The sequence below is a fragment of the Flavobacterium ginsenosidimutans genome (assembly GCF_003254625.1).
In the GTDB taxonomy this organism is placed as follows: Bacteria; Bacteroidota; Bacteroidia; order Flavobacteriales; family Flavobacteriaceae; genus Flavobacterium; species Flavobacterium ginsenosidimutans.
Window position 1 is genome coordinate 44396 of the sequence record NZ_QJRJ01000076.1, and the last position, 23109, is coordinate 67504.

At 32.4% G+C, this 23109-nt stretch carries 23 protein-coding genes; 17 read left to right on the plus strand and 6 right to left on the minus strand.

Features of this window, described 5'->3' with window-relative positions; genetic code table 11:
- The first annotated feature begins 14 nt into the window (after nucleotides 1–14).
- The 4 genes from epsC (at nucleotide 15) to DM444_RS10990 (ending at nucleotide 3352) form a co-directional block, all read left to right on the plus strand.
- Nucleotides 15–806 (plus strand): serine O-acetyltransferase EpsC, encoded by a 792-nt coding sequence (gene epsC, locus DM444_RS10975; RefSeq protein ID WP_111286539.1) that lies wholly within the window; start codon nucleotides 15–17, stop codon nucleotides 804–806.
- 1 nt (nucleotide 807) lies between these two features.
- Nucleotides 808–1695, plus strand: coding sequence for a cysteine synthase CysM (cysM, locus tag DM444_RS10980; RefSeq protein ID WP_111286541.1), 888 nt, complete (start codon nucleotides 808–810; stop codon nucleotides 1693–1695).
- A 118-nt stretch (nucleotides 1696–1813) separates the two neighbouring features.
- Nucleotides 1814–2800 (plus strand): aldo/keto reductase, encoded by a 987-nt coding sequence (locus DM444_RS10985; RefSeq protein ID WP_111286542.1) that lies wholly within the window; start codon nucleotides 1814–1816, stop codon nucleotides 2798–2800.
- A 153-nt stretch (nucleotides 2801–2953) separates the two neighbouring features.
- Complete coding sequence (locus tag DM444_RS10990) at nucleotides 2954–3352, plus strand: hypothetical protein (protein ID WP_111286544.1); 399 nt, start codon at nucleotides 2954–2956, stop codon at nucleotides 3350–3352.
- Between the two features lie 43 nt (nucleotides 3353–3395).
- Here the strand turns inward: DM444_RS10990 and DM444_RS10995 are convergent, their stop codons facing one another.
- Nucleotides 3396–4445, minus strand: a complete 1050-nt coding sequence (locus tag DM444_RS10995; RefSeq protein ID WP_111286546.1) for a sensor histidine kinase — start codon at nucleotides 4443–4445, stop codon at nucleotides 3396–3398.
- Between the two features lie 158 nt (nucleotides 4446–4603).
- Between DM444_RS10995 and rlmD the strand changes: the two genes are divergently transcribed.
- From rlmD to DM444_RS11010, 3 genes are read left to right on the plus strand one after another with little or no spacing between them, the layout of a single operon-like run.
- Entirely contained in the window at nucleotides 4604–6016 is a 1413-nt protein-coding gene (rlmD, locus tag DM444_RS11000) for a 23S rRNA (uracil(1939)-C(5))-methyltransferase RlmD (RefSeq protein ID WP_111286548.1), read from the plus strand.
- Between the two features lie 8 nt (nucleotides 6017–6024).
- Entirely contained in the window at nucleotides 6025–6564 is a 540-nt protein-coding gene (locus tag DM444_RS11005) for a DUF6452 family protein (RefSeq protein ID WP_111286550.1), read from the plus strand.
- On the plus strand, nucleotides 6536–7378 hold the full coding sequence (locus tag DM444_RS11010) for a DUF6048 family protein (RefSeq protein WP_111286552.1): 843 nt from the start codon (nucleotides 6536–6538) through the stop codon (nucleotides 7376–7378). Before DM444_RS11005 ends, DM444_RS11010 begins: the two co-directional genes overlap by 29 nt.
- Nucleotides 7379–7512: 134 nt before the next feature.
- Here the strand turns inward: DM444_RS11010 and DM444_RS11015 are convergent, their stop codons facing one another.
- The 3 genes from DM444_RS11015 to DM444_RS11025 all read right to left on the minus strand — a co-directional run bounded on the left by DM444_RS11015 (nucleotide 7513) and on the right by DM444_RS11025 (nucleotide 9774).
- Nucleotides 7513–8205, minus strand: coding sequence for an aspartate/glutamate racemase family protein (locus DM444_RS11015; RefSeq protein WP_111286554.1), 693 nt, complete (start codon nucleotides 8203–8205; stop codon nucleotides 7513–7515).
- 14 nt (nucleotides 8206–8219) lie between these two features.
- Nucleotides 8220–8456: a hypothetical protein gene (locus DM444_RS11020; protein WP_111286556.1), complete on the minus strand. Its 237-nt coding sequence runs from the start codon at nucleotides 8454–8456 to the stop codon at nucleotides 8220–8222.
- Between the two features lie 160 nt (nucleotides 8457–8616).
- Nucleotides 8617–9774, minus strand: a complete 1158-nt coding sequence (locus DM444_RS11025; protein ID WP_111286558.1) for a THUMP domain-containing class I SAM-dependent RNA methyltransferase — start codon at nucleotides 9772–9774, stop codon at nucleotides 8617–8619.
- A gap of 137 nt (nucleotides 9775–9911) precedes the next feature.
- Between DM444_RS11025 and DM444_RS11030 the strand changes: the two genes are divergently transcribed.
- Both DM444_RS11030 and DM444_RS11035 read left to right on the plus strand, forming a co-directional pair.
- Nucleotides 9912–10676: a class I SAM-dependent methyltransferase gene (locus DM444_RS11030; RefSeq protein WP_111286560.1), complete on the plus strand. Its 765-nt coding sequence runs from the start codon at nucleotides 9912–9914 to the stop codon at nucleotides 10674–10676.
- 89 nt (nucleotides 10677–10765) lie between these two features.
- Complete coding sequence (locus DM444_RS11035; RefSeq protein WP_111286562.1) at nucleotides 10766–11434, plus strand: ZIP family metal transporter; 669 nt, start codon at nucleotides 10766–10768, stop codon at nucleotides 11432–11434.
- Nucleotides 11435–11760: 326 nt separating this feature from the next.
- Here DM444_RS11035 and DM444_RS11040 read toward each other — a convergent pair whose 3' ends face one another.
- Nucleotides 11761–14148, minus strand: a complete 2388-nt coding sequence (locus tag DM444_RS11040; protein ID WP_111286564.1) for an outer membrane beta-barrel family protein — start codon at nucleotides 14146–14148, stop codon at nucleotides 11761–11763.
- Nucleotides 14149–14303: 155 nt separating this feature from the next.
- Nucleotides 14304–15437: a helix-turn-helix domain-containing protein gene (locus DM444_RS11045; RefSeq protein ID WP_111286566.1), complete on the minus strand. Its 1134-nt coding sequence runs from the start codon at nucleotides 15435–15437 to the stop codon at nucleotides 14304–14306.
- Between the two features lie 167 nt (nucleotides 15438–15604).
- On the opposite strand from DM444_RS11045, the gene murQ reads away from it, so the two are divergent.
- The 8 genes from murQ to DM444_RS11090 all read left to right on the plus strand — a co-directional run bounded on the left by murQ (nucleotide 15605) and on the right by DM444_RS11090 (nucleotide 23043).
- Nucleotides 15605–16417, plus strand: coding sequence for an N-acetylmuramic acid 6-phosphate etherase (gene murQ, locus DM444_RS11050; RefSeq protein WP_111286568.1), 813 nt, complete (start codon nucleotides 15605–15607; stop codon nucleotides 16415–16417).
- A 139-nt stretch (nucleotides 16418–16556) separates the two neighbouring features.
- The gene (locus DM444_RS11055) at nucleotides 16557–16778 is read left to right on the plus strand and encodes a DUF6095 family protein (protein WP_111286570.1); all 222 of its coding nucleotides are present in this window, start codon (nucleotides 16557–16559) and stop codon (nucleotides 16776–16778) included.
- Between the two features lie 238 nt (nucleotides 16779–17016).
- Complete coding sequence (locus DM444_RS11065) at nucleotides 17017–17589, plus strand: pentapeptide repeat-containing protein (RefSeq protein ID WP_111286573.1); 573 nt, start codon at nucleotides 17017–17019, stop codon at nucleotides 17587–17589.
- A gap of 2 nt (nucleotides 17590–17591) precedes the next feature.
- Nucleotides 17592–18167 carry a DUF1572 family protein gene (locus tag DM444_RS11070; RefSeq protein WP_111286575.1) on the plus strand — a complete coding sequence of 192 codons (576 nt, stop codon included), beginning with the start codon at nucleotides 17592–17594 and terminating at the stop codon, nucleotides 18165–18167.
- Between the two features lie 115 nt (nucleotides 18168–18282).
- Complete coding sequence (locus DM444_RS11075) at nucleotides 18283–18654, plus strand: DNA topoisomerase IV (protein WP_111286577.1); 372 nt, start codon at nucleotides 18283–18285, stop codon at nucleotides 18652–18654.
- Between the two features lie 198 nt (nucleotides 18655–18852).
- Nucleotides 18853–20772 carry a DUF294 nucleotidyltransferase-like domain-containing protein gene (locus tag DM444_RS11080; RefSeq protein WP_111286579.1) on the plus strand — a complete coding sequence of 640 codons (1920 nt, stop codon included), beginning with the start codon at nucleotides 18853–18855 and terminating at the stop codon, nucleotides 20770–20772.
- A 2-nt stretch (nucleotides 20773–20774) separates the two neighbouring features.
- Nucleotides 20775–21404, plus strand: coding sequence for a 3'-5' exonuclease (locus DM444_RS11085; protein ID WP_111286581.1), 630 nt, complete (start codon nucleotides 20775–20777; stop codon nucleotides 21402–21404).
- A 160-nt stretch (nucleotides 21405–21564) separates the two neighbouring features.
- Complete coding sequence (locus DM444_RS11090) at nucleotides 21565–23043, plus strand: PhoX family protein (protein ID WP_111286583.1); 1479 nt, start codon at nucleotides 21565–21567, stop codon at nucleotides 23041–23043.
- The last annotated feature ends 66 nt before the right edge of the window (nucleotides 23044–23109 follow it).

Sequence of the window (23109 nt, forward strand, 5' to 3'; positions counted from 1 at the left end):
TTCATTTTACCATTGTGACAAAAGACACTATCATACAAAATATAAAGGCTTTAAAGAGCCATTCGAACATAAATTACGGCATTAAAACCAAAACAGAAGACTTTACAGAAAAGCTTTTTTATACTCTTTTTGATTCAAATGCTGCTTTAGATGAAAGCATTGATGAACTTGAAATTCGCTTTAAAGAAATTGCTGTTTTGGCCTGCAAAAAACCTCAAAATTTATGCGAATCGATTTGGGATCGTTTTTTAGAAAAACTTCCCAGAGTTTTAGAAAAACTAAATGAAGATGCCGAATATATTTTAGAAAATGATCCTGCTTCAAACAGCATCGATGAAGTTTATTTAGCCTATCCAGGTTTTTATGCAATCGCAATTTATAGATTAAGCCACGAATTATACAATTTAGATTTATTGCTTTTTTCCCGATTAATGAGCGAATATGCACATAGAATTACTGGAACAGATATTCATGCTGGAGCAAAAATCGAATCGCCATTTTTTATTGATCACGCTACTGGAATCGTAATTGGAGAAACTACTGTAATTAAAAAACATGTAAAAATCTATCAGGGTGTTACGCTGGGTGCACTAAGCGTCAGTAAGGATATGAAAAATGCCAAAAGACATCCAACAGTAGAAGCGAATGTTTGCATTTATGCGAATGCAACAATTTTAGGAGGTGAAACCGTAATTGGAAAAAACAGTGTTGTTGGAGGAAATGCTTGGGTTACCAAATCTATTCCAGAAGATTCTATCGTTTTAAACACCACTACAACTGAAGTTAAAATAAAAGAAAAAAAATAAAATGGGTCCACAGAAATTATTAAACCTAATTGGAAATACTCCTTTGATGGAAACAGTCAATTTGGTTAAAAATAAAAATGTAAAACTTTTGCTTAAACTTGAAGGAAATAATCCTGGAGGAAGTGTAAAAGACAGAGCAGCATACAATATGATTGCGGCGGCTTTAGAAAGAGGCGAAATCAAAAAAGGAGATAAACTAATTGAAGCAACTAGCGGAAACACTGGAATTGCTTTGGCAATGATTGCACAATTATTTGGCATCGAAATCGAATTGGTTTTACCAGAAGATTCAACTAAAGAACGTACACAAACTATGCGTGCTTATGGCGCAACAGTTATTTTAACGCCTGCCAGCGAAGGAATTATCGGTTCTCGAGATTATGCAGACAAAAAAGTAGCACAAGGTGGTTATTTAATGCTAAATCAGTTTGCAAATGATGACAACTGGAAAGCACACTACAAAACTACTGGACCAGAAATATGGAATGATACTGAAGGAACTGTGACTCATTTCGTTTCGGCAATGGGAACAACTGGAACTATTATTGGAACTTCGACTTATTTGAAAGAAAAAAATCCAAATGTTCAAATCGTTGGCGCGCAGCCAAGCGACGGTTCTCAGATTCCTGGAATTCGTAAATGGCCACAAGAATACCTTCCTAAAATTTTTGATGCTTCTAAAGTTGATACCGTCGTAGATGTTAGCGAAGAAGAAGCTCGCGAAATGACTAAAAGATTAGCTCTTGAAGAAGGTGTTTTTGCAGGAATGAGCAGCGGAGGATCTGTTGCCGTTGCCCTAAAAATTGCTGAAAAATTAGAATCTGGAGTAATTGTTGCCGTGATCTGTGACAGAGGCGATCGTTATTTGTCTTCGGATTTATTTGATTAAAAAGATACTAAGTTGCTAAGATTGTAAGATTAAAAAAACTGTATCTCAAAACCTTAGCAACTTTAAAGAAAAAAAACTTAGAATCTCAGCAACTTAGAACCTTAGAATCTTTAAAAAAATGAACTACAGAAAACTAGGAAAAACAAACTTTAATATATCTGAAATTTCACTTGGGACTTGGCAAGTTGGTGGAAAATGGGGATCGGGTTTTGATGATAAAACAGCTGACGACCTTTTGAATACAGCTATTGATAACGGCGTAAACTTTATTGATACTGCTGATGTTTATGAAAACGGATTAAGCGAAACTGCTGTTGGAAGAGTAGTTCGTTCTCGTTCTGAACGAATTTTCGTTGCCACAAAATGCGGACGCCAGATTAATCCTCATGTCAATGAAGGATATTCTCCAAAAGTGCTTCAGAAATTTGTAGAAGACAGTTTAAAAAGAACTGGCTTAGAAACATTGGATTTAATTCAATTACACTGTCCGCCAACAGAAGTATATTATCGTCCTGAAATCTTTGAACTTTTTGACCGATTAAAAGAACAAGGAAAAATCCTAAATCTTGGCGTGAGTGTTGAAAAAGTAGAAGAAGCTTTAAAAGCTATTGAATATTCTAACGTAACAACGGTTCAAATTATCTTCAATTTGTTTCGTCAGCGTCCTTCTGAATTATTTTTCTCAGAAGCAAAAAAGAAAGACATTGGGATCATCGCAAGAGTTCCTTTAGCAAGCGGACTCCTAACAGGTAAATTTGATTCAAAAACAACTTTTGAATCTCAGGATCACCGTAACTTCAATCGTAACGGAGAAGCATTCGATAAAGGCGAAACATTCTCTGGAATTGATTACGAATTAGGTTTAAAAGCCGTTGAAGCTCTAAAAGCAATTTTCCCAGAAACACAAAACTTAGCTCCTATTGCTTTACAATGGATTTTAAGTTTTGATGAAATAAGCTGTATCATTCCTGGCGCATCAAAAGCTGATCATGTTTTATCAAATTTATCGGTTTATGATACTCCAAAGTTAACTTCGGAGCAGATTGTGGCAATGAACAAAATCTACAACGATCTTATCAAACCTGCTGTTCATCAGCTTTGGTAGATTTTTAAATAATCTTTTAAGATGTTGAGTTCCCTAATAATCTCAGCATCTTAAAAGATTAAATTTTGCAAGAAATAATTTCTTACAACTTTCACGCAACCTTTTCTCTATTAGCACATCTAATAATAAAACAACTACCAAAATTCACTAACCATGAAAAAATTAAGTTTTATATTATTTGTTCTTTCGATATTATTGCCTTCTTGCAGCAATGACGAAAGCACACGAGAAGAAGAATCTGCAAGACTTGAAAAAATGTATAAAGAAATTGTGGAATATTCGCAAGTCAATTCAAAACCTTGTACTAATCCAGAGGATTGGGCATTTATGAAATTCGGAGCTTCTAACTGTTCTGGATATATTTTATATAATAAACAGATCGATGTTGCTGTTTTTCAAAAAAAAATTGACCAATACATTGCAGCTAAAGGAAAATTTGATGTGAAATGGGAAGTTTTTTATGATTGCATGGAATTGCCTGTTCCAACTCCATCTGATATAAAATGCATCGATGGAAAACCAGCTATAAGTTATAGTACAGCTTCAAATTAGTAAAAAAGAAGGTTACTAATGTAATTTTAGTAACCTTAAAATTTTAAATGTCAAATTCAATTCTAAATTCAGCGCCTCTATTTTTTCCGTCGCTTGAAGCAGTTAATCGGCCTTTGTTTCTTTCTATGATTTTTTTACACAAATACAGTCCAATTCCGGTAGAACCTTCGTTTGCAGTTCCTAATCGGCTCATTTTGGTGAATTTTTTAAACAATTCTTCGATTTGATTTTTATTAAAACCAATTCCGTTATCTTTTACTGTTAAAATCAATTTTGAATCTTCAGAAAAGATTCTGACTTTGATTTCGCTGTCAAAATAAGAAAACTTAACTGCGTTGCTGATTAAATTTACCAAGACCTGAATCAAAAGTCCTTCGTCAATTTTCAGTTTAGCTTCAACACATTCTAAAACTAAATTCAGCCTTATGTTTTTATCAAATAATCGTTGTTCAACCTGTTCATTAATAAACGGAAGAATATTAGGAAATAAAACCGTTTTTGTCTCTTGGTTTACTTTTACAATTTCGTCTTGTTCTTTTAAAAGCTTAATGAAATTTTCGATATATCTAAACTGAAGATCAGTCGATTCGCAGATTAGTTCAGCTAAATTTGTAACCGAATCCGAAGGTTCTTCGCTAATAATCAATCTGGCTAAACCTTGCGGATTTCCAGCAAAATTCTTTAAATCATGCGAAAGCATATAGATTAAATCCTGTTTTTCATTAATAAAACTTTCTGCCTCATAAATAGATTCCTGAATATTGCACAAAAGCAAACCAGCTTCATCTGTATATTCGGTTGGTAAAACAGAAAGTTTTCTAGAGCTTCTGTAATCGTCTAATGCTCTTGAAGCCATCACAATTGGTTTTATCAATCTATTTAAAACCAAAAGTGTTATTGCCGTTGCTAGCAAAGTCATAATTAATGACAGAATAAGAATTGAAGTTGACGAAATACTGTGTTCAAAAAACAACACAAAAAACAAAATTCCAATTAATGGAATATGAATGCCAATAAAAGCAACAAATAAAAATTTGAAGGCATAACTTTTTTTAAGAAAGCTGATTTGTGAGAGTTTGTGATACAACTTCATAAAAACGACGATAAGTATAGGTTAAAACTGCAATTTTATTGGGGTCATTACAAAAACAAATTTAAGTTTTATACTCAATTAAACTAATATTTTGACGAATTTCTAAAAATTTTCTAAAATTAAATTTGTAAAAGTTTTCAAAGGCTTATTTTTGCGCTATGGGAAGAAAAAATACAGACAAAGTTGTCTTTCATCAAATTCAAGTTCTTGATGCCGGTGCAAAAGGAGTTTCAGTAGCCAAAGCACCTGACGGAAAAGTTATCTTTATTCCGAATGTGGTACCTGGAGATGTTGTGGACGTACAAACATTAAAAAAAAGAAAGGCATACTACGAAGGTAAAGCCGTAAAATTTCACGAATTATCAGAGTATAGAGTAGATCCAATCTGCGAACATTTTGGAGTATGCGGTGGTTGCAAATGGCAGAATATGAAATACGGCCAACAGCTTGCATTTAAACAAAATGAAGTTAAAAATCACTTACAAAGAATAGGAAAAATTGAACTTCCAGAATTTGAAGATATTTTAGGTTCTGAAAAACAGTTTTTCTATAGAAATAAAATGGAATTTTCTTTTTCTAACAGCCGATGGTTAACAGAAAAAGAAATTGGAAGCACTGAAGATTTAGGAAACAGAAATGCTTTAGGATTTCATATTCCAAAAATGTGGGACAAAATCCTTGACATCAATAAATGTCATTTACAAGAAGATCCTTCAAATGCGATTCGTAACGAAATTAGAGCATTTGCAAACGAACATAATTTAGCATTTTTTAATCCGAGAGAACATTCTGGATTATTGAGAACTGTAATGATTCGTACTGTTTCTACAGGCGAGATTATGGTTTTAATTCAGTTTTTTGAAGAAGACAAGGAAAACAGAGAATTAATCCTTGACCATCTTTACGAGAAATTCCCTGAAATTACTTCACTTCAATATGTTGTAAACGGAAAACCAAATGATACTATTTACGATCAGGATGTTATTCTTTATAAAGGAAGAAATTACATTTTGGAAGAAATGGAAGGTTTGAAATTCAGCATTAATGCTAAATCTTTCTACCAAACCAATTCTGATCAAGCTTACGAATTGTATAAAATAACAAGAGAATTTGCTGATCTTACAGGAAATGAAACAGTTTACGATTTATACACAGGTACAGGTACGATTGCCCAATTCGTTTCTAAAAAAGCTAAAAAAGTAATTGGAGTAGAAAGTGTTCCTGAAGCCATTATTGATGCTAAAGCCAATGCAGAACGCAATAATATTACGAATTGCGAGTTTTTTGTTGGAGATATGAAAGTAGTCTTTAATGAAGCATTCATTGCGCAACACGGCAAACCAGATGTTATTATTACAGATCCACCTCGTGACGGAATGCATAAAGATGTAGTCGAACAAATCTTGAAAATTGCTCCAAAAAGAGTAGTTTATGTAAGCTGTAATTCTGCAACTCAGGCACGTGATTTGGCCTTAATGGATGAAAAATACAAAGTTACCCGTGTGCGACCTGTAGATATGTTTCCGCAGACACACCACGTTGAAAATGTTGTACTTTTAGAACTTCGATAAACATATACATGAAAAAAATAATTTCTATTTTATTGCTCTTCACCTTCGGCTTATCAAGCTGTGAGAAAGATGATATCTGCGATGCAAATACACCAACTACACCAAGGTTGATAATAACATTTTATGATATTTCAAGTCCAACGAAAACTAAAAATGTAAAAAACTTAAAAGTTATTGGTGATGAAATGGAAGAGGGAATTGTTTTTAACGAAAGTCTTGCAGTAGACGATTCTTTAAGATATGTAACCAGCGGAAGTACAGTATCAATTCCGTTAAAAGTAAACGACAGTACGTCAACTTTCAAGTTCATTTACGATGCTTTTAATACAAATCCTGCTGCCATCAACACTGATGTGTTGAAATTTAATTATACAACACAAAATGTATATGTTTCCAGAGCATGTGGATTTAAAACTGTATTTCAGTTAAGAAACGTTCTTCCTATTGTTCAAACTGATCCAGATGGTAGTGTCTGGATGACCGAAGTTGATTTAGAAAACCCTAACATTGAATCTGAAGATGAGACACACATTAAAGTTTATTTTTAGTCTTTCATTATTGTTTTCAATGTTTTTAGGTTATGCTCAGGATGTTCCTGAGGTTTCTAAAAATAAGGACACAACAGTAACTAAGAAGCCAAAAACAGAAACTGTAAAATCAGAAACTGCAAAACCAGCAATTCAGGAAACTCAAAAAGACAGCGTTGTAAAAACAGATCGCTACGGTCTTCGTGTTGGAGTCGATTTGTACAAACTTACCCGTGGCCTTTATGATAAAGATTATAAAGGGGTAGAATTTGTTGGTGATTGGAGACTAACAAAAACATATTATTTAGCCGCAGAATTAGGTTATGAAGACAAAACCACAGAAGATGACCGATTAACTTCTTCGGCTTCTGGAAGCTATGTAAAAGCTGGTTTCGATTATAATTTCTACCAAAACTGGCTGGATATGGAAAACCTTATTACGATAGGAATGCGTGGTGGTTTTAGTACTTTTAATCAAGAATTGCATAGTTATAAAATTTATAATCCAAATCCATATTGGGGAGAATTACCTGCAATAACAACTAATCAAAAATACAGCGGTCTTACTGCCGGCTGGCTTGAAGTTGGTTTAGGTTTAAAAGCTCAAGTTGTGAAAAATGTTTTTGTTGGCTTTGGTGTCCAGCTTAAACTTTTGGTTATGAATAATGAGCCAAATAATTTTGAAAATCTTTATATTCCAGGTTTCAACAGAACTTATGATGGAAGTTTCGGAGTCGGATTTAATTATACCGTTTCTTACTTTATTCCGATTTATAAGAAAAAAACAATGGCATCTGAAACAGCAAAAAAAGAAGAACCTAAGAAGAAAAAATAGTTTTTTTTAAGTTTCTAAGATGCTAAGATTCTAAGATACTAAGTTAAAAAAGAGGCAAATTCAAGTTTTGAATTTGCCTCTTTTTTTGATGGTAAGATACTTAGCAACTTAGAATCTCAGCTCCTTAGTATCTTTTATGCTAACTGAAAATTAATCGCTGCTTGTGTATGTATTAAAGTCGTATCAAAAATAGGAACATTGAGGTCGCCTTCTTTTATTACTAATGGAATTTCAGTACATCCTAAAATAATTCCTTCTGCTCCATTTTTAATTAATTCGTTGGCAATTTCCAAATAGCGTTTTTTAGTTTCTTCAGCGGCTTTTCCTCTTCCTAATTCTTCAAAAATAGTGTAATGAATAAAGTCTTTATCTTCTTCTGAAATTGGAATAATGGTTTCAATTCCTTTTTCTGCCAGTTTATCTTTGAAGAAATCTAATTCCATTGTGAATTTCGTTCCTAACAAGCCCACTTTTTTGATTTCTTTTTTCTGAATTTCAATAGCTGTTTCTTCAGCAATATGAATAAGAGGAAGTCCGATAGCTTTTTGCAGTTTATCAGCAATTAAATGCATTGTATTTGCGCATAAAAGAATGGCTTCTGCCCCACCCGATTTTAAAACTTCTGCTGCTTTAAAAAGCATATTAAAAGTAGAATCCCAATCGTTGGCATCGTTATTCTTTTTGATATCGGCATAATTAAAAGAATAAATCAGACATTCAGAGAAATTTAATCCGCCGAGTTTTTCATTAATCCCTTTATTAATTAAAGTATAATAATCTGATGTAGAAACCCAGCTGATTCCGCCAATAAGTCCAATTTTCCTCATATTACATTATTTGATTATGAAATTTCTTTAATTCCTTTTATAAAAAGCCATTTCATAAAAAGCTTTTCACCATCTTTCGTTCTTACCGCTTGAAATTTAGGGCCAATAATAGTACCAATTACAAATGCCGTCATCGGAATCCATATTCCTGTTAGTCCTGTGTAAGCAGCAATCAAATATCGAAATACAAGAAATAAAATCGCAAAAGCTGCCAATTGGTATAAAAAAGCGCGTAGTTGTAGTTTTGACATTTTTTTTAGAGTTGCTAAGGTTCTGAGATGCTAAGATGCTAAGTTTTTCTCCTTGCAACTTATATTCTAAGAAACTTAATATTTATTTTAAATTATTCTTTTTATATTTTACTAAAACTCTAAAGATCTTAGAATCTTAGAGACTTAGTATCTTAGAAACTTAGACTTGAAATTTCGTTCTCTTACTTCCTTCGTACATTTCGTATTTTACCAAACGTGCTTCAAGACTTCCGTTGAAAAGTTTGATTTTTCTTGAAGGTTTTAATCCTACGAATTTTAACGCTTCTAGATTTGCTGTAATAAACCAAGCATTTGTTCCTGGATAGCTTTTCTTTAAAGTGTCACCAATACTAGCATAGAATTTTTCCATGTGAATATCCAAACGCTCATCATACGGCGGATTGAAAACAATATGAAGCTTACCTTCTGTTTCTTTTTCTGTATCAAAAAAGTTCTCTTCAGAAATGGATACATAATCCTCTAAATTGGCATTTCTGATATTATCTTTGGCTTTACTAACCGCACTTGGCGCTTTATCATAACCTTTAATAGTATAATGAAACTCTCTTGTCTTTTTCATTAAACTATCTACAATCATATCAAATAAATCATTATCCCAATCTTTCCATTTTTCGAAAGCAAATTCTCTTCTGTTGATATTTGCTGGAATATTGCAGGCAATCATCGCTGCTTCTGCCAAGAAAGTTCCAGAACCGCACATTGGATCTAGAAAATGGCTTTGTCCATCCCAACCAGATAATAAAAGGATTCCAGCTGCCAAAACCTCATTAATTGGAGCAATATTAGTAGCCGTTCTATAACCACGCTGATGAAGCGAAGCTCCAGAAGTATCTAAAGATACTGAAACCTGATCTCTGTCAATATGAATATTAATTCGTAAATCTGGATGCTGTTTATCAATACTTGGACGCTGTCCCGTTCTTTCTCTAAACTGATCTACAATCGCATCTTTACATTTCTGAGAAACAAATTCAGAATGATTGAAATAAGTCGAATGTACAGTGGTATCGATCACAAAAGTCTGATTCGCATTTAAATATTTAGACCAATTTAACCCCGAGATTCCCTTGTACAAAGCCTGCTCATTATTAGCTCTAAAAGAATAAATCGGTTTCAAGACTTTAAGCGCAGTACGCAAAGACAAATTGGCTTTATACATAAAACCTTTGTCGCCTTTAAAACTCACCATTCTCACCCCCGTTTCAACATCTTGAGCGCCAAGTGTGCGTAATTCTTTTTCTAATATTTCTTCAAAGCCAAAAAAACATTTGGCAATCATTTTAAAATTTTCTTCCATTTCTTTTTCAATTAAAAAAAGCTACTCGCCATAACATTTTATTATATTAGTATAAACAGGTATAGTAGCGAAATAGTTATTTTTCGGCAAAAATACACTAAATTTGCCGGACTTTTGAATTAATTGAAATAGAATAAATGTCTGAAAAGCATAACGCATCAATCCCGAATCAAGAAGACGACAATCAAAACTGGTATTCTTCATGGTTTGATACGCCGTATTATCACATTCTTTACAAGGATAGAAATTATCGTGAAGCTCAAGTTTTCATGGACAATTTAACGCACTATCTTAACTTGCCTGAAAAGGCGAAAGTGCTTGATTTAGCATGCGGAAAAGGACGCCATTCTATTTATTTAAATCAATTAGGCTATAATGTTTTAGGAGCAGATTTATCTGAAAATAGCATTGCCGAAGCTAGTAATAACAGTAACGAAACACTTCATTTTAAAGTGCATGATATGCGCGAACCTTTTGAAGAAAAATTTGATGCTATTTTCAATCTTTTTACCAGTTTTGGCTATTTCGAAAGCGACGACGACAACCTGACTACTTTAAAAGCAATCAAAGAAAGCTTATCTGAATACGGTTTTGCTGTTATCGATTTTATGAACGTGCCAAACGTTATTGAAAATCTTGTTCCTGAAGAAACAAAAACGGTTGATGAAATTGATTTCCACATCAAAAGATATGTTGAAGACGGACATATTTTCAAAGAAATTGATTTTGAAGACCAAGGCAGAAAATATCATTTTACAGAAAAAGTAAAAGCACTAACTTTGAAAGACTTTCAGGACTTAATGGACGAAGCTGGAATTTTCCTTCTAGACATTTTTGGAGACTACAAACTCAAAAAATTCCACAAAACTGAAAGCGAAAGATTAATCATGATTTTTAAATAAATTGGTTAATCGTTTAATTGTTTAACGGTTTAATCGCTAAACAAAGAACAATTAACCGATTAAACAAATCAACGATTAAACAATAAAAAATGAATTATCTACTACCCTTATTTTCTGTACTTTTAGGATATATTGTGGCTTTGTTTATAAAACCAGAAAACAAAACCAATTTAAAATTACTACTGGCATTCAGCGGTTCTTTTTTGCTGTCATTAACCGTAATGCACCTACTTCCTGATGTTTATGAATCGCACAATCATAATATCGGAATCTTTATAATGGTCGGAATTTTATTCCAGATCGTACTTGAATTTTTCTCAAAAGGAGCCGAACATGGACACGTTCACGGACATGCAAAAATGTCTCAAATCCCGTGGCTTTTATTTATCAGTTTATGTATTCATGCCTTTTTAGAAGGATTTCCGGTTAGTCATCATAAAGGATTAGCAATCGGAATTGCCATTCATCACTTACCAATTGCTGTTATCTTAACAACATTTTTTATCAATGCCGATTTGAACAAAAAAGCCATTTTTGCCTTCATGCTTGTTTTCGCAATTATGACCCCTCTTGGAACAATCGCATCAGAATATTTATCCTTTTTAAACGATTATTATACCGAAATAACTGCGATCGTAATTGGTATTTTATTCCACATATCATCTACCATTATTTTTGAAAGCAGCGAAGGACATAAATTCAACGTTGCCAAAGTTTCTATGATCGTTCTCGGAATTTTATTGGCATTCTTTTTATAACATTCTAAATTACATATAGATTTCAATATCCTAACAGGTTTCCAAAACCTGTTAGGTATAAATTCAATTACTATTTAGGTATAAAATACCAATCCTTAGAAACATTTTAGAATATTAAACCTGAGCATGTTTTAAGTTAAAAATATTTGGGCGTGCCCAAATTTACAAAAGGCGCTACTTAACAAACCGCTTATGAGCGCCTTTCGCAAATTCGGTCGGGCTATCCGCATTACTTCGGTAATTTGCTCCTATCCCTCACGCAAAAAAACGTAACATTATACCTAACAGGTTTTAAAAACCTTTTAGGAAATGAATCATTTTCTAATTTAATTCCCCGTACGTTTTCTCTCTTCCTGATTTCCAAAACTACGTTCCTTCACGTTAATCTTTTTATTTCCAAAATTGTAAATCACAGATAAACGAACAAAGCGATTACTTTCATTTTGAGTATAAACCTGTTTTACGCCATTTACAACCGAAGTGAAATCTTTTAAATAAGAAGTATAAAAAATATCATTGGCCAAAAATGCAATTTGAAGTGTTTTATTAAGCAAATCTTGTTTGAAACCAATATCAAAACTTGACACATACCCTACTTCATACAAACCATTTTTAAAAGGCGTACTGTAATTAAAATCAATCTGAAGTTTACTGTTTTTACCTAAAATAAAAGTATTATTTGTAGTAAAATCAATTTGAAGGCTGTTTGATGGCGTTGCATTAATATCCTTAATGAATTCGGTTTTTGAGCCTAAAAAGTACAACGTATTTTCACTCTGCCACCAATCTGCAAAACTAACTGAATAACTTTCTCCTAAACCATAACTCAACCCTTTATAATAATTTTCTCGAGTTACAATTTGTGTATTGGTTTCTGGATTTGAGGTAAAAACAACTCCATATCCATTTGTAATAGCATTTACAAAAAAGCTTGTTCTTAAAACTTCTTTATAAGAATGAGCCAATTCAAAATTATCGCTAAACGAAGGCTTCAAAAACGGATTCCCTTCTGAATAACTGTTACTATTAATATAAACCCTAAACGGATTTAACAGGTCAAAACGCGGTCTATTGATTCTCTTTCCATAATTCAAACTAAAAGTATTGTTTTCATTTTTCTTGTACGAAGCATACAAAGTTGGAAACAGCTTCAAATAATTATTGATTGTTTCTTGATTCAACGTTTCAGAGAATCCGTTTGTTTGGGTATTTTCAAGTCGTAATCCCATTTGAAGATTCCATTTTTCATTTATTTTTTTATTTCCATTAATGTAAATTGCCTGATTATTTTCAGTGTATTCAAATCGGTTTGACTGGTTCGGATCTAATTCTGGAGTTCCGCTAATAGTATTGTAATAAAGTATGTTGCTTTTGCTGTTGGTAAAACTAATTTTTGCTCCGTAAGATAAATTCAGCGCCTGAAACGGATGTTCCATATCTGCTTTAAAACTCAAATTATCAATATCTTGATTCGAAATATTTCTTCCTGATTGGTTCACATCAACAAATTCCATATCTGGCGTATAATTGTTTGCCGTAAAATCTCGGTCGAATTTTGAATGATAATTAAAATAATCCACATCAAAAGATAATTTTCTATTTAAAGAATCTAATTTGGTAATCAAATGAGCATTATAAATTTGGTTGCGAGAACCTTTGTCTGTGTAGCTTTTATTTAATGTAACATCTTCAAGCTCATTTTGAGTATTGTATTTATCAATTCTAATATCGGAACCAAAATCTGGATTGTATCTGTCATTCATAACCTGAAAACCAATCGTCGTGCGTTCTGAAAAATCATAATCCAAAGCCAATTTTCCTGAAAGATTTTCATCTTTTACTTTTGTTACAGCATTCATGGTTGAAAGACCATCAGGAAAATAGATTTCTAGCGATTCATTAGCATTCTTATAACCCGTTTTTCCATTAACACTTGCCGAAAATCTAAACTTATCTTTGTTATAAAAGAAATTATCTCTCAAAGTGTAAATTCCGTATTTATTCTGATCGTAAGAAATTGTTGTCGAATTTTTCCACGAATTGCGAACTCCTTTTTTCATAATGATATTAATAAGTCCGCCCATTCCATCGGCTTCATACTTCGCTGGCGGATTGCTAATAATTTCAATATTTTTGATATCTGCCGCTGAAATTGATTTCAAAAAATTATTCAATTCCTCTCCTGTCAATTCAATCAAACGTCCGTCGATCATAACACGTGAAGTTCCTTTTCCTAAAATTGTAATTACATCATTTTTCACCACAACTCCCGGCGCTGTATTAATAGCATTTAAAGCATCACCGCCAGTTGTCGTGACATTATTTTCGAGATTATAAACCAAACGATCTGTTTTCTGCTCGATTGTATTCTTTTTAGATTGAATAACAACTTCGCCTAAATTGGTTGCAGTTTCTTTTAGAAAAATGATGCCTAGATCTATATCTTTTTCTAATGAAATTTCTTTTTCATAATCGGCAAATCCTAAGAGACTGATTTCAATTTTATAAAATCCGTTTGTAAGATTCATTTCAAAAGAACCATCTTGTTTTGCAGTAGTTCCATCAATAATTTTTCCCTCTGAATTTAAAATGGAAACTTCTGCCCATTCTAAAGGCATAGTTTCACTTACTATTTTTCCTTTTAATTTTAATGTCGATTGTGCTAAACAAAATAAAGGCAATACTAAAAAGATTAAAAGATGTGTTTTTTTCATGATTTCTAATTTTAACTTGTTCGATTAATTTGAAGCAAAGTTGCCTTAGAAAATATTCCTGTGCGACCGACAAAAAAAGTCGAACCATTTTCTAACTCAGAAATTGGTTCGACTTTATTTGGCTTGAAGTACGACTTTTTACAAAACACTCATTTTCAACCGTTTCTGTACGCTGTCGGTGTTAAATTGGTATATTTTTTAAAAGAGGTATTAAATGAAGATTTAGAATTAAAACCTACTTCGTATAATATTTCCAGGACAGTTAATTGATTTTTCGACTGATCTTTTAAAATTTTCATGGCTTTTTGAATGCGATATTCATTCACAAAATCAAAAAAATGCTGGTCAATATGATGATTGATTAATACAGATAAATCTCGAACTGGAATATTAATCTGATTTGCCAATTCCTGAATGGTGAGCGAAGGATCCAGAAATGGTTCTTTCTCAGTCATATATTGTTTCAATATTGCTATTTGAGTATTTATCAAATCGCTTCGTTCATTAATAACTTCTGACTCTTCTTCAATCTCAGGCAGAATTTCTTTAGTTAATTTCAATTTAGAATTAACCCCTCTAAAAAGTTCTGGATATTTTAAAGCTTTCATTATAAACCAGCATGTTATAAACAAAGCTATAGTTCCTACGAGTACATTTGCCCAAAGAAAAATTTCTCTGAAACCGCTATATCGTAAAGCATTTTTTAAAGCAACAATAGAATGTGCAACCAAAAAAACGCACGTCATTTGAAAAAGCCATTTATATGTCGAAATCCCAGAATTTGTATAATTTTCTAGATATATTTCTTTGTATTTCTTCAAGATAAAAAACACACTGACGATGTAGAAAATATACTGGCACTCAATTAAAATTTGAATAAAATAGATTTCAGACATTGTATTTAAAGGACCAATAAAACTTCCGTCTTCAATACGTAAATAGATCCTTGGTATATAAATTAAATTGACAATTATAAAAGGAAGTGCGTGAATTAAATGCTTCCATCTTAATCTAAAATCAGAATAACATACAGATAATACATAAAGATAAAATGTTGGCATTCCCAATAAACAAAAGGTTGATCTGAAAATTTCCAAGCTTCTATTATCTTCAGTGTATAAATACATAAAGAATCCGCTGAGATCAATAGCAGAAAAAATAAAAAAGAAAGCAAATAGACGATTTGCCAATTTATTTTCCGTTTTAACGGTTAGCAGAAAAAATGCCATCAACAAAGAAACAAAAACAGAAATTCGGGCTATTCCCTCTAATAAAACTAATTGATCCATTTAATCTTTTATATTTAACAAATATACTATTTTCGTTCTTTTTTTGCAGATGTATGAAAGGTTTCGCAACATCTTAAACAAAACATTAAATCTTTGTGACTTTGTAATCTAAATTTCAAGATTGAGAGAAAAAAATATTAATTTTGACCAGTCTAAATAACGATAAAATGACATTTACGAAAACTACTGAACTAGCATCAAAGTATGAACACTTAGAAAAAATGTCTGTTCATGAATTGTTATCTAATATTAATGAAGAAGACAAAACTGTTCCCTATGCAGTTGAAAGAGCTTTGCCGCAAATCGAAGCTTTGATTCCGCAAATTGTCACTAAACTAAAACTGGGAGGCAGATTGTTTTATATTGGTGCTGGAACATCAGGCCGTCTTGGCGTTGTTGATGCTTCAGAGTGTCCGCCAACTTTTGGAGTTCCTTTTGATTTAGTAAATGGTATTATCGCAGGCGGTGATACAGCTATAAGACGTGCTGTAGAAAATGCAGAAGATAATCCAACACAAGCTTGGATTGATCTTCAAAATCATAACATCAATTCAAATGATGTTGTAATCGGAATTGCTGCTTCTGGAACAACTCCGTATGTTATTGGTGGTTTAGAAACTTGCAATCAAAACAATATTGTTACAGGTTGTATTACTTGTAATGCTGGAAGTCCATTGGCTTTAACAGCTCAATTTCCTATTGAAGTCGTTGTTGGACCAGAATTTGTAACAGGAAGCTCTCGAATGAAAGCTGGAACTGCACAGAAATTGGTTTTAAATATGATTTCGACTGCTGCAATGATTCAGCTTGGAAAAGTAAGAGGAAACAAAATGGTCGATATGCAATTAAGCAACGTTAAACTAGTGGATCGCGGCGTAAAGATGATTATGGGCGAAATTCCTGTTTCATACGAAGAAGCTTCTGAATTATTAAAAAAATACGGCAGCGTGAGAAATGCTGTTGATAATTATAAAAAGTAAAAAGTACTCTAAGTGAAAACTTAATCGTAAAGTACACTAAGATTTACGCAAAGTTCGCAAGGTTTTTGTCTAAAACTTTGCGAACTTTGCGGTTAAATACAAGCCAACAACTTGAAATCTTAAACTTGAAACAAAAAACATGGCAACAAACAAACAATTATTAGGAAAAGGAATTAAATATTTGACAGGTGCATTGCCTTTGATGTTTCTTGGGCCATCGTTGATTTACAATGCTTTTCAAAATCAGCACACTAATTGGCATTATCTTGTTTTAGGAATTGGAATTGCTGCCTGTTTGAGTTCTATGTTTTTGATCTTTTGGGGATTGAAAATCATAATGAAAGGAATTTTTAATGACTAATTTCGATCGATATAGAAAGACCTTAAATGGATCCATCAAGAAATTGAAAATATAAAAGATCCTAAAACTATCAAAAAGTTAAAAGTACTTCTTGAGTCTATTAATTATCCTAACAATGATTCTATAGAATCTTATAATTTAGATATAGAAAATTCCATTATAAATATTACTGAAGGAAAGTTTTATACTGAAGATCGAGCTAGGGAAATCATTTTAAAAAAAATATAATATAATAAAAATGGAAAGTCTAATTCACATTCAGAAAACATTCGAAAAAGTTGTTTACATCGATAAAAAAATAAACAATCGAGAGTTTGAAGATTGTGTTTTTAAAAATTGCGATTTTTCTAACAGCAATTTCAATTCTAATACTTTTCTTGACTGCGAGTTTATTGACTGTAATTTATCAATGACAAGTTTGGCAGGAACAAGTTTAAAGAATGTCACTTTTAAAAATTGCAAACTTTTAGGAATTGCTTTTAACGAATGTGACGATTTCTTATTTCAGGTTTATTTCGAAGATTGCGTTCTAGATTATGCCTTGTTTTCGAATAAAAAAATGCCGAAAACTAAGTTTATTAATTCTTCTGTTCGTGAAGTTACTTTTATTGGAACCAATTTAACGAGTTCTGTTTTTGATAATTGCGATCTTGACGGTGCAATATTCAACGAAACACAATTAGCATCAGTCAATTTTAAAACAGCTTACAATTACAAAATTGATCCTGAATTTAATCCGATGAAAAAAGCACAATTTTCTACTGAAGGAATCGTCGGATTATTAGATAAATATGATATTAAAATCGTTTAGTTATGAGTGCCGATCAATCTTATCTAGAAAGTGCCAGAAAACAGTTTTTATACTATAAAACATTAGGCGAAAAAGCAATTGATCAGCTAGAACCTGAACAGCTTTTTATTGCTGTCAATGAAGATACTAATAGTATTGCAACCATCATAAAACATATTTCTGGTAATATGCTTTCGCGCTGGACCGATTTTCTAACTTCTGACGGTGAAAAAGAATGGCGAAACCGTGATGACGAATTTGAAAATGATTTACAATCTAAAGAAGAAGTTTTAAAACTCTGGAATAAAGGCTGGAATTGTCTTGAAAATGCTTTGGAAAGCTTAAAACCTGAACAGCTTTCAGATATTATTTATATTCGAAATGAAGGACATACGGTAATAGAAGCCATAAATCGTCAATTGGCACATTATCCTTATCATGTTGGACAAATTGTTTTTTATGCCAAACAACTGAAAAAAAGCGAATGGGAAAGTTTATCGATTCCAAAAAACAAATCTGCAAATTACAACGCCGAAAAGTTTGCTAAAGAAAAAGAAATCAAGAACTTTACAGACGATGAGCTGAAAAGATTGAAATGATCCGTTTGTCAGTCTGAGCGAAGTCGAAGACCTTCTAAACGAAAAACCCTTCGACTTCGCTCAGGATGACATAAAAACTAGATTTCTAGCTCTGATAAAAAACTTAATTAAAAAAATGAAAAAAATTATATTCTTATTCCCTTTTCTAGCTTTAGTTTCATGTTATAATGCAGAGCACAATTGCAAAGATTTTAAAACCGGAAAATTCAAATTTGAAACCGAAGTAAACGGAGTTAAAAAAACGACTTACTTTGAGCGCAAAGAAGATATCGAAATTGAAACTTTTGAAGGAAAGACCGATACTGCTACAATTCGTTGGGTTAGTGACTGTGAATATGTACTACAAAAAAAACATCCAAAAAATATGGCTGAAGAAAAAGCAATCAGCATGAAGATTTTAAACACTTCTAAAGATTCTTATACTTTCGAATTTGGCTTGGTTGGTTCTGAAGAAAAACAACGCGGAACAGTTTATAAAGTTGATTAAGACTTTTTTCTTATAATATTGAAAGCTCCAATTTTGGAGCTTTTTTTATGCTATGAAGTCACTAAATCATAAAGTTTTTTTATTCTCATTTTTTAAAACTTTGCAATTCTGCATCTTTGTTCCTTTGCAACTAAAAAATGAACGTGTTTCTTTTACATTTATAATTTAAATAGTATTTTTAGATTCTAATCTAACCAAATGAAAAATACCATTTCACAAAGAGTTGCTGACTTCTTAAAGAATTATCCGCCATTTATTTTTTTGCATCAGAAAGATTTAGAAAAGCTTTCTGAGCAGATTTCTATTATATATAAAGAAAAAGATACCGTGATTTTTGCAGAAAACGACAAAACACACGATTCTTTTTATGTAGTACATAAAGGTGCTGTTGCTTTGAAAAAAAGCACTAAAAATACGGTTTTAGATATGTGCGATGAAGGAGATATTTTTGGTCTTCGTCCATTGTTGGCACAGGAAAATTATATTATGGAAGCTGTAGCACATGAAGAAAGCATTTTATATGCTATTCCAATTGCAGTTTTTAAACCTTATGCGCTGGAGAATAGAAATGTGGGTAATTTTTTGATTGAAAGTTATGCTTCTAATACTCGAAATCCGTATTCAGATATTCACAAGGATAAGTTATATGGAGATGATCTATTAAATGAAAATCTTCATTCTAGCAACCATTCTTTTGATTTAGCACCTATAAAATATTCAAAGAAAATTGTAACCTGCAGTCCCTCAACTACAGTAAAGGATATTGCAAAAATCATGAGTAAGAAAAAAGTTGGCGCAATTTTGATTGTAGACGAAATGCTTCCAATTGGTATTTTGACAGATAAAGATCTTAGAAATAAAATAGTTACAGGAGATTTCCCAATCACAACTACTGCCGAAACCATAATGACAAAACCTGTTATTACCTACCCTAAAAAAATGACGGTTACGGAGGCACAGATGGCAATGATGAAAAGCAATATCAGTCATTTATGTTTAACAAAAGACGGAACGGTAAATACCAAAGCAGTCGGAATTTTATCCAAACACGATGTTATGGTTGCGCTTGGAAATAATCCTGCCGTTTTGATAAAAGCTTTAAAACGAACCAAAAAAATTAAAGAAATAAAGCCAATTCGTAATCGAATTATGCAATTATTGCAAGGTTATCTGGATCAAAATATTCCGATGACTTTAATCACAAAAATTATCACAGAACTTAACGAAGCTTGTACCACTCGCGTTATCGAAATTTGTATAGAAAAAATGAGCAGTCCGCCGCCTGTAAAATTTGCGTGGCTTGCACTTGGAAGCCAAGGTCGAGGCGAACAAATGCTACACACCGATCAAGATAATGCTATTGTTTATGAAAATGTAAATGAGGTTTTTACAGATGAGACCAAAATCTATTTCCTAAAATTTGCTGGACTTGTCAATAAAGGTCTTTTTGAAATTGGTTACGATTATTGCCCTGCCGATATGATGGCTTCAAGTCCTAAATGGTGTATGAGTTTAGATGAATGGAAAGCCCACGTACATCATTGGATTACTAATCCTGGAAAAAATGAGGTTTTACTTTCGTTTATTTTCTTTGATTACAGCAAAACTTATGGTGATTCTGAAATCGTTAACGAATTGTCTAATTATATTTTTGAAGATGTAAAAGCCAATCCGATTTTTTATATGCATTTAGTAAGCGGAGCTTTGCAAAGTCCATCGCCTACTGGTTTCTTTAGGCAGTTTTTGGTTGAGCAAGACGGTGCCAACAAAGACAATTTTGATATTAAACGAAGAGCTTTAATGCCTTTAACCGATGCTGCGCGTCTTTTAATTTTATCGCATTCGGTAAAAGGAATCAGTAATACGGCAGAACGTTTTGAAAAACTGGCTGAATTGGAACCAAATAATAGAGAGTTGTACTTATCGTGTTCTTATTCGTTTAAAGCGTTGCTGAAATTCAGAACTAAACAAGGATTGTTGCATCACGATTCTGGTCAGTTTATCGAATTGGAATCTTTAACCAAAATGGAAAAAATCAAACTAAAACGTACTTTTAAAACTATCAAAGAACTTCAAGAACTTATTTCTGTGCGTTTTAACATCTCAAATCTGGTATAATAATGAGTTTATTCAATTTTTGGAAAAAAGAAGAAAATAATTTATTCGATGAAAATATTACAATCGAAGAAACTCGTTTTGTAGTTTTAGATACAGAAACTACTGGTTTTGACTATGAAAATGACCGCATTTTATGCATTGGTGCTCTTGTTCTTCAAAACGGAATTATTAATGTTCAGGAAAGCTTTGAAGTGTATCTAGAACAAGATCATTACGATAAATCGACAGCTCAAATTCACGGTATTTTAAAAGATTTACTTATTAAACGTCCGACCGAATTAGAAGCTTTACAGCAGTTTCTAGACTTTTTAGGGGATTCCATAATTATTGCTCATCATACGATTTTTGATGTTACGATGATTAATAAAGCTTTAGAACGAAACGGTCTTCCGCATTTAACCAATAAAACTTTAGATACTGCTTATTTATATAAAAGGACTTTGATTCAGTCTCATTTATTTGAACGAAAAGACCATTATACTTTAGATGATCTGGCAGATAAATTTGATATTTCTAAAAAAGATCGTCACACAGCTTTAGGTGATGCGTATATAACTGCTATTGCTTTTCTAAAAATTGTAAAGAAATTAAAGGAGAAAAAAGCAGTTAGTTTGAATCAGCTTTTTAAGTAATTAAGATTTTTTTAAGAGTCTTAAATTTACATTTATAACCTAGAATTTACTATTTCGTAATACAAGACTTATAAATATTAGCAATTAGAAAAAATAGCCATAACCTGTAATTTGTTTTTGAAAGATAGCTTTGCTTTAATCAAAAAAAACAAAAACACTTATGAAAGCTAACTTTTTAAAATCAATTACCTTGCTTGGAATTACAGGTCTTTCTGTAATCAGCTGTCAAAATGATGACAAAGATTCTTCGAATAATGTAAACGCTAGTATCGATTTTACTTCACATTCAACTGTCCCGCCTTTTGTATATGCGATGACTGGTTTCGAAAATTTAAAAATCAGCACTTTAATTGCTAGTACAGACGTGCTTGCTCAATCGCCTACTTTTGTTTACGGTGCTCAACCTGATGGAGCGGGACTAATGAAAGATCCAAGTAGCGATGGCTATATCATGATTACAAATCACGAGATTCTTCAATCGGTTTCTAGAGTTTATTTAGATAAAACATTTAAACCTGTAAAAGGAGAATATATCGTTGATGGTGTTGGTGGTTTAACTCGTTTGTGTTCTGCAACATTGGCAACACCAGAAATTCACGGATTTGGACCAATGTTTTTAACTGCTGGAGAAAGTGGGCAGGAAAGTATGGTTCACGGAATTAATCCGCTAGGATTAACTTCTGATAAAGCTAGAAAAGATAGAGTTTTACCAGCTTTAGGAAAAGCGAGTATGGAAAACGCAGTTCCGCTACCAAAAGAAGCTTATCCAGGAAAAACAGTTATTTTGATTGGAGAAGATCAGTCTTATGCAACTTCACACGTAAGTGCAGGACAATTAATTATGTATGTAAGTACAGTTGGTGATTTAAACAACGGAAAATTATATGCATTAAAAAGAACAGACGGAAACCAAGTTGAAAAAACTATAGTATTGAATAGTTCTTATCCTGTTGAATTTGTTGAAATTCCAGATGCTAAAAACTTAACTGGAGCTGTAATTAATACTACTGTAAATGACTTAAAAGCAATTCGTTTTTCTAGAGTTGAAGACGTAGATTACAGAAAAGGAAGCGCAAACAATAATAGAGAAATATATTTTACAGCTACAGGTCAAGCGACAAATAATGCTCCAGTTGAAGGTTATACGATGTGGGGAAGAGTTTATAAATTGAAATTAGACGCTTCAAATCCATTAAAAGGAACTTTAGAATTGGCTGTTGAAGGCGACAGTACTCCTGGAACTGGAATTATCAATCCTGATAACTTATGTGTAACTGAAAACTATGTTTACATTCAGGAAGATGGTGACAGTTATTATGCAGATGCAAAGCACGATTCATATATCTGGCAATACAATATTGCTACAAAACAAAACAAAGCGTGGTTAAACATGAACCACAAAAGAACAGATGTAGCTTGGAACACACTTTATAACCAAACTGGCGAAATGAGATTTGGAAGCTGGGAATTTGGGGCTATGCAAGATATTTCAGACATCATTGGTGTACCAGATACTTTCACAGTAAATGTTCACCCTCATACTTGGCAGAGTGATGCATTTAAAAATGCTGATGGTTCAGGAACTCAAACTAATAAAGAAGGAGGACAAACTGTAATTATTAGAAACGTACAACGCTAATAATTTCTACCAAAATCTATTGACAACCCTTATTTTCCGATAAGGGTTGTTTCTATTACAACTCCG

Excerpts from the sequence above, each read along its gene's own strand:
- DM444_RS11085 (WP_111286581.1), top strand. The coding sequence starts at position 20,775 with ATGAGTTTATTCAATTTTTGGAAAAAAGAAGAAAATAATTTATTCGAT.
- DM444_RS10995 (WP_111286546.1), bottom strand. The coding sequence starts at position 4,445 with ATGAAGTTGTATCACAAACTCTCACAAATCAGCTTTCTTAAAAAAAGT.
- DM444_RS11015 (WP_111286554.1), bottom strand. The coding sequence starts at position 8,205 with ATGAGGAAAATTGGACTTATTGGCGGAATCAGCTGGGTTTCTACATCA.
- DM444_RS11055 (WP_111286570.1), top strand. The coding sequence starts at position 16,557 with ATGGCAACAAACAAACAATTATTAGGAAAAGGAATTAAATATTTGACA.
- DM444_RS11040 (WP_111286564.1), bottom strand. The coding sequence starts at position 14,148 with ATGAAAAAAACACATCTTTTAATCTTTTTAGTATTGCCTTTATTTTGT.
- DM444_RS11005 (WP_111286550.1), top strand. The coding sequence starts at position 6,025 with ATGAAAAAAATAATTTCTATTTTATTGCTCTTCACCTTCGGCTTATCA.
- murQ (WP_111286568.1), top strand. The coding sequence starts at position 15,605 with ATGACATTTACGAAAACTACTGAACTAGCATCAAAGTATGAACACTTA.
- DM444_RS11025 (WP_111286558.1), bottom strand. The coding sequence starts at position 9,774 with ATGGAAGAAAATTTTAAAATGATTGCCAAATGTTTTTTTGGCTTTGAA.
- DM444_RS11045 (WP_111286566.1), bottom strand. The coding sequence starts at position 15,437 with ATGGATCAATTAGTTTTATTAGAGGGAATAGCCCGAATTTCTGTTTTT.
- rlmD (WP_111286548.1), top strand. The coding sequence starts at position 4,604 with ATGGGAAGAAAAAATACAGACAAAGTTGTCTTTCATCAAATTCAAGTT.
- DM444_RS11075 (WP_111286577.1), top strand. The coding sequence starts at position 18,283 with ATGAAAAAAATTATATTCTTATTCCCTTTTCTAGCTTTAGTTTCATGT.
- DM444_RS11010 (WP_111286552.1), top strand. The coding sequence starts at position 6,536 with ATGAGACACACATTAAAGTTTATTTTTAGTCTTTCATTATTGTTTTCA.
- DM444_RS11065 (WP_111286573.1), top strand. The coding sequence starts at position 17,017 with ATGGAAAGTCTAATTCACATTCAGAAAACATTCGAAAAAGTTGTTTAC.
- DM444_RS10985 (WP_111286542.1), top strand. The coding sequence starts at position 1,814 with ATGAACTACAGAAAACTAGGAAAAACAAACTTTAATATATCTGAAATT.
- DM444_RS11020 (WP_111286556.1), bottom strand. The coding sequence starts at position 8,456 with ATGTCAAAACTACAACTACGCGCTTTTTTATACCAATTGGCAGCTTTT.
- DM444_RS11030 (WP_111286560.1), top strand. The coding sequence starts at position 9,912 with ATGTCTGAAAAGCATAACGCATCAATCCCGAATCAAGAAGACGACAAT.
- DM444_RS11035 (WP_111286562.1), top strand. The coding sequence starts at position 10,766 with ATGAATTATCTACTACCCTTATTTTCTGTACTTTTAGGATATATTGTG.
- cysM (WP_111286541.1), top strand. The coding sequence starts at position 808 with ATGGGTCCACAGAAATTATTAAACCTAATTGGAAATACTCCTTTGATG.
- DM444_RS10990 (WP_111286544.1), top strand. The coding sequence starts at position 2,954 with ATGAAAAAATTAAGTTTTATATTATTTGTTCTTTCGATATTATTGCCT.
- DM444_RS11080 (WP_111286579.1), top strand. The coding sequence starts at position 18,853 with ATGAAAAATACCATTTCACAAAGAGTTGCTGACTTCTTAAAGAATTAT.
- DM444_RS11090 (WP_111286583.1), top strand. The coding sequence starts at position 21,565 with ATGAAAGCTAACTTTTTAAAATCAATTACCTTGCTTGGAATTACAGGT.
- DM444_RS11070 (WP_111286575.1), top strand. The coding sequence starts at position 17,592 with ATGAGTGCCGATCAATCTTATCTAGAAAGTGCCAGAAAACAGTTTTTA.